The sequence below is a fragment of the Devosia sp. LjRoot3 genome, assembly GCF_964252865.1.
Taxonomy (GTDB): domain Bacteria; phylum Pseudomonadota; class Alphaproteobacteria; order Rhizobiales; family Devosiaceae; genus Devosia.
In genome coordinates, this window is the sequence record NZ_CAXUPK020000011.1 from 1 (window position 1) to 11,511 (window position 11,511).

Here is an 11,511-nt window from a genome sequence, read left to right on the forward strand (position 1 = left end):
TTTGCTAACGCCTTAGCGACCCCGAACACAGCAAGCGACCTTCCGATGCTGGAGACTCGACCGTCCGTTTGTTCGCTTGAAAAGCCGGCTTAGTTGGAACTAAAATTGGCGGCGAGTTCGGGGTGACAATCAGACAGGCAGCTTTGTACGGCTTAGCTTCCAAGGCGCCGGTCTGATGAAAGTTACAGTTTCACCGCAGCGTTGCCGCCATCTGCCCAAAGCGCTGATCCCGTGACAAAGCTCGACATGTCGCTCGCGAGGAATAGCGCTGCTTGGGCGATTTCTTCGGGTCGAGCGATTCGCTTCATGGCATGTAGGCCTGCAGCCCACTCACGCTGGGCGGCGTTTCCAGCCATGTCGGTCGCGGTGCCGCCGGGCAGGAGGGCATTCGCCCGAATGCCAGCTGCTGCGTAGTCTGCGGTGATGCCGCGCACCAGACCCATGAGACCTGCTTTGGCCAGTCCGTATGGGGACATGCCTGGCAAACCCACGCTGTTGCCAACGAAGCTGCTTGCGAAAATAAGTGCTCCGCCGCCACCCTCCAGCATAGCCGGTATTTGAACCCTGGCACCCAGGAAAGCCGCGGTCAGGTTCACTGCTAAGACGTCGGCCCATTGCTCAGGCTCGATCTCGGCCAAGGGCCTCATGGCTCCAACCAAGCCTGCATTATTGAACGCGATGTGCAATCCGCCAAAGGTGGCCCGTGCGGCAGCAACGGCCTCTTAATGTGTGCGCGCTTCCTTCACATCGCCTGCAACTGCGACTGCGTCGCCGCCACCGTCTCTGATATCTTCAACTATCAATTTCAACGGTTGTTCTCGGCGGGCAACGAGCACCAGATGCGCCATGTGCAGCAAACAGCGTAGCAGCTGCTTGTCCAATGCCTGAGCTTGAGCCCGTGATAATCGCCACTTTTCCATCCAGCAGTTTCATTCTCACCGCCACTTGTCAAACTATGCACCTCTGGCATTTGGCTGGTGAGAACGACCCGATTTTCACTCACTTTACTGAGGTCCAAATGACCGCTTCCGGGCTGCAGGTCGCTTTTTGTAAGCCACCGAAAAGAGGTTGAATCTTTTTTGCTCGTCAAACCCGTTTTGCCCAAGGGTCTCAGCATTCCTGTAGCTAGCAAGGCATGGTAGCTCGGTGGTGATTTATGAAAGTAGGCGCATGATGAGACCGACCTTAAGGGCTAAGGCTATTTCAGTCTGCGACGACAAAATCGCAAAGGAGGGCGAGGGTGTCGGTCTGTCATTCTAAGCATGTTTTGCGAACAAGAACGATGACCCCGGCCTGATCCTGCTGCAGCAAGGCCCGCTTGGAATGCTGGCCAGAAACATGGGGCCAAACGTGATCCAAAAATCAACAGGCCTGGTCGATTCGCTTCTTCCTCGATCGTAAAGGGCGAATGAGAGATCGAGCGCTCTTCGACCAAGCGCTGGACAGCAAAATCCGGGTTTATGATCTGGTGAAGATCAGGATTGGCACACTGATCGCTGGTCCAGCAATCCGTTTTCGATCGATGGTGGTCCAACAATGGGCCGGGGGGCCGGTTCAGTTTGAAACTGCCGCTGATGCAAGGGCAAGTCTCTTGGCGTGGCTTGCACGTCTCGGCGGCAGTGTCGATGACTTCGCTTTTCCGAGTCGCGTGAAGCCGACTGACCACCTTTTCACAGGTCAATATGCTCGGCTGGTGGACGAGTGGGTGACGGCTTTTGGCCTGCAGCCGTAAGATACGGCACACACTCATTGCGCCGGTTACCAGACGAACTGACCAGCAAGAGCACCGCCTCTTTGGTTGAACTCATGGCGGCAGCCATGTCCGGTTAGCTTGCAGTTAAACTCTGGATCTCACTCGTCATGCCCTCTTCGTTTAGCGATGCCTCGCCGAAATCCCGAATGAAAGTAGCAACCTGATCGCCCGGCAAAGCCTTGCCGAACAAATAACCTTGCCCAACTTGGCAGCCGAGTGCTGCTAGGAGGTCACGCTGATGGCCCGTTTCAATGCCTTCAGCCGTCATTTCGACTTCTAACCCATGGCCTAGACCGACAATGAGTCGCATGACCTTCATCTGTCTGTCATTCGCTTCGAAAGAGCTGACAAAGCTACGATCTACCTTGATCCTGTCGAACGGAATATTAGCGAGCTGAGATAAGCTGGAAAATCCCGTGCCGAAATCATCGATGGCCACGCGGATGCCCGCAGCACGGATAGCCTCGATTGATCTGAGCGCAGTAGTCATGTCGCGAACAATCGCTGCCTCCGTCACTTCGATTTCGAGGCGATGCGCCGGCATGCCAATCTCGCCCAGGATCTGGATAATTCTCAGCGGCAACAGGTGATCGGAAAGCTGCGTCGCTGAGATATTGAACGATAGATAGACGTGTTCGGGCCAGCACATCGCCTGCTGACAGGCTGTGCGGAGAAGGCGCTCGGAAAGCTGGGTGATGAGCCCAGCTTCTTCCGCGATACCGATGAACACATCTGGTGGGATCGGGAAACCGTCCTTTCCTGTCCATCGCGCCAAGGCTTCGAACCCAACGATAGTGTTCGCGTGAATGTCGATCAGCGGCTGAAAGTGCGGTCGAATCTCGTCCTCCCGGACAGCGCGACGCAGGGCACTCTCCATCCCGACGCGGCTTTGAAACTCCATGCGCAGGGACTGGGAGTACTTGACGACATTGTTCTTCCCCCGACGTTTGGCGGCATACATTGCAAGGTCGGCGCAGTGCATGGCATCCGCGATATCATGCTCCCTGAGTTCAGCCACCCCTATGGAAGCACCGATTCCGACCTGCACACCATCGACACTGATAGGATTGCTCAAAAGCTGAACGACTTGTGTTCCGATTTCGACCGGATCACCTGAACCAGCAAATAGAATCAGGAATTCGTCACCACCCATCCTGACTACAAGACTGCCTCTGAAACGTTCCTGCAGCCGTGCCGCGACAATCGATAGAAGCTTGTCCCCTCCTGCGTGACCGACAAGATCGTTAGCGTCTTTAAAATCGTCCAAATCAATGGCTAAAACTATTGAGGCCCGATAGTCCGATGCGAACCGACTGCCTTCCTTCTCTAAGTAGCGTCGATTTGGAAGGCCGGTAAGTGTGTCATGGGTGGCTACCCATGTGGTCTTGTCTTCAGCCACTGCCCGGCGTTGGACTTCAAGACGCAGCTCTGTCAGGCGCCGCCCAGCATAGATAAAGCCAAGCAAGCCGACGATGACAACTCCGAGAAGCACTTCGTCGGCTTCCCAATGCTCATGCGCAGCGAGCCAGTCCAGCAAGGAGTCGACAATGTCGAAATAGGCTCCCAGTGCAAAGATAACGGCTCCGAAAAGTAACAGGAGGACTGCGTCGGTCAAGGGGCGGCGATAGACAAAAAAATTCAATTTAGGTACTCGTCTGCAAGAGCAACCATTGCGCCCTATATTCCCTTACAGACAGTTTCGTTAGTGATTGCCCTGCTTCAGCGCTGATCAAACCACCGATGATGGTAAAGACCTCGCAAACAATTACATTCCAAGCAGGAGTTTTAGCGAGCACCGGTGCAGCTTTAACCCACTTTAGCGAAGCCTTTGGATCGGGCGAGAACAGCCTGCTTGAAGGAGGCCCATCCTTTCTTTCCATTGCGTTTGGCCGAATAGCAAGCATCGTCAGCCATAGCGATTAAGTTACTTCCGGAATCGGCGTTAAGATCCCGCATAGCAATACCTAAACTAGCGCCGAACAATTTGCCCAGGCGATGAGTGTTTCCAATCTTGCCAACAGCATCGACGATTTCTGTCGATAGCCGTTCGGCCTCATCGATCGTCAATGATCCAGCGATAGCGAATTCGTCCCCCCCGAGTCGGGCAACGTCGCAAAATTTAGCTTTCAGGAGGAGCGTTCTCGCGACTTCACGAAGGACAAGGTCACCGGCCGCATGTCCTCTTGTGTCATTCACTTGCTTGAAATGGTCGAGGTCGATGTAGAGCAGTGACATTGGTTGGCCATCGGTGGCGGCCAGCCTGCATTGCAGTCGTTCTTCGAAGGCCGCCCGAGTCAGAAGACCCGTCAGAGCATCGTGGCTCGCTGCCCAGGCAAGCGCTTCCCTGCCTCTAACGTCATCGGTGACATCTCGGATCGAGCCAACAAGTCGGGCAGTTCCATCAGGATTTGGCACCAGATGAGCGAAGGTCTCGACGTGTCGAACCTGGCCGTCGAGGCGAATGATCCTGTACCGGATTGCTCTCGTCTCAGCTCCGATCGCACCATGGGCCAGTTCGGTGCGCTCCCGGTCTTCGGGATGCAAGAAGCAATTCCAGAAGGCACCCGGCTGTTCCGCACCTTCCGGATTTAATCCGAATATCGCTCGAGTTGGCCCGTCCCACAAACTACGCTTTGTCTCTATATCATATTCCCACAAGCCCAGATCGGTAGCTTCCATAGCGGTGCGGAAGCGTTCGTTGACCATCTGCAGTTGTTGTTCAACAGCCTTTTGCCTGGAAATATCGACTTGTACGCCGACCACGCGAGTAGCGCGACCATGTACATCTCGCTCCACAACGCCACCTCGATCAAGAACCCACAGCCAGTGACCGGATTTATGCTTGAGCCGGAGTTCTGTCTCGATTTCTTCCGCCTCACCACGGATGTGCCGCTCGCCGCTCTCCAGGGCTCTTGCTCGATCGTCTGGGTGTGTCAACTCCAACCATAGATCGCTGCTCACTTGAAGTTCGCCCTGAGAGTAACCGAGCATGGCAAACCAGCTGTTAGAATATTGGCACTCATCCTTGATGAGATCCCAGTCCCATACGCCCAGGCGGGCCCTGCGAATGCCTTGTTCAAAAATGTCAGCTCTCAAAGGACTGGACATAGGATCGGCCTCACGAACAATAGATAGTTGATATCTGGTGGAGGCAAAAAGAGGATTAATGCCCTTCTAGACATTTAAACTTTCTAGGCCAGTTTGATCTTGCGGGCGATGCCGGGGTTGAGCGAGCTAAAGACGGATCAGAGGTTCATGACCTTCCGGGGCGGTACCGCGGTTCACGACGCGTGGGGACAATCTGCCGATGTGTGGGTAGGACCAAGGCTTCGGCGCAGGAGGTCGCTGGCCCGCAATTCCAAAAGCTTCCTCGATTCTGCTCGCACGACGCGGAGTTCCTCTGTCTGCCGGCGCATCGCCTGAACGCCGCGACGAGACGTCTCTGAGCAACTCGGACTCCTTCGTCACCATTTGACCAGCAATAATTGGGAGCTCCACCCTGAGCTTCAAGTCATCGATAATCAGGCGTCTCCTGTCACAGCCTGAAACTTTGTCTTAGCTAAACGGGATTCGTCTATTATCCTGCATTAGGCCACCAATGAGGTAAAATGAGACCAGTACGGGCGGGATAAGGGCTCGGCTGCCATTGCGTTGGCCAGGTGGAAACTGGAAAAACTACCATGTTCCCTATGTCGCCCCGTCCAGTTGACGCGCGCCGGTCGCGGCAGTTCAATGTGTGTTCGGAGACATGGCTCCCAGCATACGCTACGGATGGCCGTTGTGCCGTGCAACCTGCGTGGGGCAAATATGAAAACAGTATTGCTTCTCGAAGACGAACCCCTCATCGCGATGGAGGTGGAGTTCGGGTTGCGCGAGGCCGGGTTCGACGTGGATATCGTTGCGACATGCGCCGAGGCCATCGAATGGCTGGAGGTGTGCTGCCCAGATGCGGTGATCGTTGACATAGTGCTACGCGACGGTCCCTGTCACGCAGTTGTCGAGCGGCTAGCCGCGGATCACATAGCGTTTATCGTGCACTCGGCAGACCTGCCTGCGATGCACGCGGGTACGCCGTTCGAGCATGGTATCTGGGTCAACAAGCCAACGGCCTCGCCCGACCTAATCGAGGCCGTCATCAGAGCTACGTCCAAGGGTTAGGCTTGTTGATTGCCACTGAGAAGTGACCCGTTAGGCGGGACTATTTCCATCGAGATTTGGCTCTGGCGCACTTTTGCTGAAGCTTCGGCTATCGGGCTCCTATTAATCTCGCCTGCAACAGATCTAGCTTTGCGCGCCCATACATTTGTCGTTTGACGAGCTTCAGGCGCGTGATCTGTCCTTCGGTCTGCCCGTTGGACCATGGAGAGATGATCGCATTTCTGACGGCGGCCAGGTCTTTCTCGACACCGTTGGCAAATGAGGTCACCAGGCTGAGTTTTGCCGCCTGCAACCAGTCTTCCAACTTCGTCGCTGTTTTGGATCGGATCATGGACTGGAAGTCGCCGATGGTAGCGCGGGCCACCACCAACTCGGGTACATTCACTTCGATCGCAGCGACCAGGATCGCTTCGGACTTTACGAGATCGTCCCGTGCTGTGGTCAACAGCCTGGCGATGACGCGCGCCGATGGTGTTCGTGCCAATCCGCTTTGATTTGCCTTTTCAGCAAGACGCCGGCGTTGCGCCCATTGTGAGACGACACCGCTTTGTCCTGGAAAGCCCTGCGCCTGCATCTCGCGCCAGAGCGCCAAAGCATTCCGGACACCTTCGTCCCAACGGGTATTCAGCCACGGGAGCCAGCTATCCAGCGAACTTGGCCTCGTGCGGAACACGTCGAACCTTTGGCCACGCAGAACGTCGCGTACAACCTTCCGACTATGGCCTGTTTGCCGGACGATCTGTCGTATTGAGGTTCCCTTCTTCGACAGCTCTTTGATAGCCTCATTGGTCTCCTGCCGGCGCAGATATCCTTCGTATTGCAGCTTTTCGGCATAGGTCAGCAGCTTGGGGTCGACGATATTGCTGCCGACCGCCTGTCTGATCTGACGCATGGATTTGCCGACGGCGTCGAGGAAGGCTCGGCTTGAGTTTTCCATCAAGTGCCAGCGGTCGGCGACTTGGTCTGCATCCGGCAAGCCCCTGGCGATCGCCTCGCCGTAGCCACCCCCGCGATCTCGGGCAACGACCGATATGGTTGGATGCTCGGCCAACCAGGCGCGGGAGGTATTCAACGCGCGATCGGGAAGCAAGACGACAGGCCTGCGACGCTCAAGGTCGCACACAAGCGTCCCGTAGGTTTGCCCGCGCCGGAAAGCGAAGTCGTCGATTCCAATCACCGTCAGCGTGTCATCATGGTCCGTGACCCGCCGGCGCACAACGCGCAGCAATGTGTCTTTGCTGACCGGTATCATGAGACGATCCGCAAAACTGGCCGCTGGTCTGCCACCCAAAGCCAGACCGAGATGGTGCACGATGGTCTCGAGCCTTGGGTGCGCCGGCCATACCGGGCTAGAACGCCCTCATCGAAGCGCTCGCAAAAGATGCGACGGCCGCAAAGAACACCATCACACCAAAACCGACGCGTCAGAATCGAAAGCTCTACCCGTCGTCCACCGAGCGGCAAATCTGCTGGCCGGCGCCTATAGCGGCTTTGCACACGCCGGCTACGGCTCCCGCAGCCAGGGCATGTTCCCCACGGTAGGCGAGATCGCAGAAGGATTCGCACTCTCTCCGCCATGACCTGCACCGCCTCTACTGCAAAACCATCCGGCGCGAGGCTCGCGCCCTGAAAACCGTGCTGCATCTGCTGATCCTCCAACGAACCAGCACGAGCCTTGGACGAAACAGCAGCAAATGTGAGTCAGAGCCAGTTCTCGGCGGAAATCAACACTCCAACAATGTGGTCACTGAAAGCCAACCACATCGAATTCCAACGTAAATATGGTGCCGTTTTCCCTTCTGACGCTATGACTTGCCTGAAGCTGCGCGACCAACCCACGGATCAGTCGGTTTCCCATCCCGTTTGATTTTTGATCGGGGTCGTAGCCCACGCCGTTGTCTCGGATTGTCAGGCGCGCCCGCTGTGGCGTCTGTGATTCCAACACGACAGAAACGGCGCCGTCGCGTTCATCAGTGAAGGCGTGCTTGATCGCATTCGAGATCACTTCGTTGCAGATAAGGGCGAGCGGCAAAGCATGGTCGCGGTCCACCAAGGCTGGTGCCAAGTCAACGCTAACGCGGATTGGCTTGGCAAAGCTTGATCGAACGCCTTCGATGAGGGGCGGGAGATAGTCGCGTGCATTAAGGGTATCGTACTGGTCCGAGCGATACATGTGCTCGTGAACCGCGACCATGGCGTTGATCCGGCGAACCATCTCTGACTTCGTCGCAGCGTCGATCGGCTGCAATTGTACCAGTGCAGAGACCTGCTGAAGATTATTCTTTACCCGGTGGTGTATCTCACGGAACAGCACCTGATTGCGCTCCAAGGCAGAGCCCAGCGCGGCTTGAGCCTTAGCCGTTATATACGCAAACAGAAGCAGCCCGATCAGGCCGGGACCCGTGACCGCCGCCAAGATCCCAACCGTTTGCCAGAATTCCTTGAACGCCTCGTCCAGCGCAACAGAGGCGACGACCACGAGTGGAAAACCCGGCACTTTGCGATAGCCAACGATCCGTTGGACATTGTCCATCGGCGACGCCGCCTGATAGGTGCCGTCGTCCTGCGTTTTCAAGTATTCGGTGAATAGGACGTATTGGCTCAAATCAGTGGCTTCAGCTGGCACCGGGGACCTGGAAACCAGCATCCCGTCATTCCTCAGAAGACCAACGGTGGATTGGGGGCCAAGCTGTAGCGCACTTCGAAACGTGTCCATGTAAGTCGCCGGAATCACGATGATTGCGGCACCTACAAACTGACCTCGGCGTTCGATGCGCTTTGCGACAACGAAAACTTGCTGCTCTGATGATCGGGAAGTGATGAGCGAAGAAATGTAAAAAGGGGCACCATTTTGTGTCGCCACAAAATATTCGCGATCGCTTGAGTTGACGGCTTGCGTTGTCACGGCATTGGTGAGGCGTGGCCGGCCTTCAGCGTCGAACACCCACCCCTGCACGCTCACCGGAAGGCTGTCGACAGCAGCATTCAGGTCAGCCATTGCGCTTTCTGGAGGGGTCGTAAGGCTGTCCCCGACAGCATTATCCATCCGTCGGAGCGCCTGGTAGCTGGCTTCCATCAGCCATTGAATGTTCGCTGAGACAACTTGCGAATAGGTACTCGCCCTTGCTTCTGCCCGCCCGTTCGCATCGTGAAAAGCAGTCAGCAGCATCACGGAGAGCAAGACCGTTAAAAACAGCAGGGCCAAGCCAACAAGGGCCATAGTTGCCTGCGGCGTGCCAAGCCACGTCCGACGCCTCTCGCTAGCCCCGCTCACAACATGACACCTCAGAAGCGGAAACGGTCGTCGTCGGCCAATAGATCTCTGAATCCCGCTACCGGGTCAATAAGGGAGCAGCGTTGAGCCCCTGGTCGTCTGCTAAAGCTTGATATCCAACGTTATCCCGCAAACGTGCAGCTTCTGCTGGTGAAGCGCGGACCTGCAGGTGTTACGAAGTGTTTGAGCGCTGATTGGCCTCATGACTTTGGGCATCTAAGAATCCACACCGCCCAACACACTTAAGCATAGTGGGTGGCTGTTTGGGGGTGGGAGAACGAACCCGCTGCCGCGGGAGGGTGCGCGCGGTGAGATAACAGCGAAGGACCGGTCGTCACGGTTTGATTTAGGATCGCGTGGTTCGGGCGTTCCCTTTTTGGCTCCTTCAACCCAGGAGCCAAACGATGACCAGATCCTTCCCAACCTCCCTGTCAGCCCGCTGCGCCAGAAGCTGATCGACGACTTGACCATGCGCGACTTCTCGGCGGCGACCCAGCGCAATTACATCCGTGATGTGGGGCGCTTCGCATCGTTCCTGCGGCGATCACCTTGGCGAGTTGCAAACGCTCACATCGACGTTCAGGGATGTAATCTGCAAAAAAATGCGCACGCGGTTATGGTGCGAACGTAGCAATGGACGAGGCCCATTCTGGGAAATGGGGACCTCGTCAGCAACAAGCTCAAACCCGAATAGTGGACTCGACGGGGCTGTGACGCGCGGTCAACAGCGAGATGACGATATAAGAAAGCCCCACCAGCACGTGTGGCCACCAAACCCGGTCGCCAAAGCCGAATAGCCAGGGTGAAGTGAGCAACAGAAGGCCAGAAGCCACGTCGATGATGATGTGGACGGTCATCGGTACAATTTTTACAAGGCCCAGCTCATGGCGCGTGACCATGCCGAGGCCAAGCGTTGCCACGCCGATGACTATGGGTACCCATTGAGCGGCTGTCCCATCGGCGAAGCCTAGAATGTATGGGGCAAGGATCAGGACAATGCCGACGAGGTAATCGATGACGCCATGCACCCGAGTTGGGATCATGATGGTTACTCCGGTTGTTTTAGTCTCAACCGAGGACGGCAGGGCGAGGTTCCTTCAAGTGACAAATCTTGCGATGAGCGCCAATTGCGTTCTATTTATTGACAGGCGTCTGCTATTTGCCGAATACGGAAAATGCAACCCGACCCTGGTCAACGCCACCCGGCTGCTATGGGGATCCGGGTGGCGTACACTTAGGCATCACTATCGCAAGCCGTGGGTCAACGACGCGCGGCCCAAACAACTTGGCGGGAAACGTCACATCTGCTCGTTTTGAGCGCCGGAGTTCGGCCGTGCTTTGCCCAACGAAGGCACCTGACCTTCCGGCTTCGGCTGCTTCTGGATGGAAAACTCCGAGCGTCCGTCAAGCGAAGGACCTGAGGTCCACCTCCCCTCGGGCGTTGGCCGATCAAGAGAGGTGTTCAAGAAATAATAGGAGTGCTTGGTTGCCTCATGCTCTTCTGGGGTGGAATTCGGGATGGGCAGTGCTGCCGCCATACCGCCCAGCTCTTCGATCACGGCGAGCCACTGTTGCTGGTGCATTGTGTCTCTGGCGATGAGGAAGGAGAGCATGTCCTTCATACCGGCGTCATCGGTCGCGTTGTAAAGGCGAGAAGCCAGAACGCGGCCGCTGCCCTCTGCCATCGCATTTGCCGTCATGTCCGCAGCCAGATTGCCGCTGGCATAGACGTGGCTCATATCAAAGGCGATGCCGTTTGCGTCTACCGGCATTGCTGACAGGCCGGAGGAAAGCAGATGCCGCGGGTTCATACCTCCAAGGATCGCATTGACCAGGGGATCCTTGGCTGCCTCCTCCTTGGTGGTGAGCGGAGCGCCTTCAAGGTTGAGAGCCACGGCGTGGCCAAGAAATTCGATATGCGACAGTTCCTCGGTGGCTGTCATCATCAGCATGTCGCGGTGTCACCGCGTGCACCCATGGCCTGGAAAAAATATTGCATAGCCACTCGAATCTCGCCCTCAACGCCACCTATTGCCTGCTGCAGAAGCTTGGCGAACTGAGGGTCCGGGGTGTCGACTTTGACGGTATATTGCAGCTTCGATGAATGATGAAACATGGCAAGTTCCTTTCCAATTGCGGGAGTGAAAGGAATCGAAGCAGGGGTAGTTCCAGAGTGTGTAATCAACTTTTGCAGGCACGCTGTCGCACTATCCAGGCAGCGAGCCAGATAGGAGTATCGGCCAGCAAGGATCTTATCACCTATTCTGCGCTCAACCAGATTGCACCCCGTGCCCCGGTTAGCAAATCGACGTTTGCCCGCTCTTCC

5 protein-coding genes and 3 pseudogenes are annotated in these 11,511 nt (G+C 56.4%); 1 reads left to right on the forward strand and 7 read right to left on the reverse strand.

Annotated features, from left to right (window positions below):
- Positions 1-182: 182 nt before the first annotated feature.
- The 3 genes and pseudogenes from ACSQ2A_RS22840 to ACSQ2A_RS22850 form a co-directional block, all read right to left on the reverse strand.
- A pseudogene (locus tag ACSQ2A_RS22840) lies at positions 183-933 on the reverse strand (SDR family oxidoreductase).
- A gap of 893 nt (positions 934-1,826) precedes the next feature.
- On the reverse strand, positions 1,827-3,395 hold the full coding sequence (locus ACSQ2A_RS22845; protein ID WP_436074149.1) for a putative bifunctional diguanylate cyclase/phosphodiesterase: 1,569 nt from the start codon (positions 3,393-3,395) through the stop codon (positions 1,827-1,829).
- Between the two features lie 164 nt (positions 3,396-3,559).
- Entirely contained in the window at positions 3,560-4,861 is a 1,302-nt protein-coding gene (locus ACSQ2A_RS22850) for a PAS domain-containing protein (RefSeq protein WP_436074150.1), read from the reverse strand.
- A gap of 711 nt (positions 4,862-5,572) precedes the next feature.
- On the opposite strand from ACSQ2A_RS22850, the gene ACSQ2A_RS22855 reads away from it, so the two are divergent.
- Positions 5,573-5,911, forward strand: a complete 339-nt coding sequence (locus tag ACSQ2A_RS22855; protein ID WP_436074151.1) for a response regulator — start codon at positions 5,573-5,575, stop codon at positions 5,909-5,911.
- An 88-nt stretch (positions 5,912-5,999) separates the two neighbouring features.
- On the opposite strand, the pseudogene ACSQ2A_RS22860 reads toward ACSQ2A_RS22855, so the two are convergent.
- The 4 genes and pseudogenes from ACSQ2A_RS22860 to ACSQ2A_RS22875 all read right to left on the reverse strand — a co-directional run bounded on the left by ACSQ2A_RS22860 (position 6,000) and on the right by ACSQ2A_RS22875 (position 11,301).
- Positions 6,000-7,555, reverse strand: a pseudogene (locus ACSQ2A_RS22860) (ISL3 family transposase).
- Between the two features lie 100 nt (positions 7,556-7,655).
- Complete coding sequence (locus ACSQ2A_RS22865) at positions 7,656-9,131, reverse strand: sensor histidine kinase (protein ID WP_436074152.1); 1,476 nt, start codon at positions 9,129-9,131, stop codon at positions 7,656-7,658.
- A 734-nt stretch (positions 9,132-9,865) separates the two neighbouring features.
- Positions 9,866-10,228: an SPW repeat domain-containing protein gene (locus ACSQ2A_RS22870; protein ID WP_436074153.1), complete on the reverse strand. Its 363-nt coding sequence runs from the start codon at positions 10,226-10,228 to the stop codon at positions 9,866-9,868.
- A 255-nt stretch (positions 10,229-10,483) separates the two neighbouring features.
- Positions 10,484-11,301 (reverse strand): annotated as a pseudogene (locus ACSQ2A_RS22875) (manganese catalase family protein).
- Positions 11,302-11,511 lie beyond the last annotated feature (210 nt).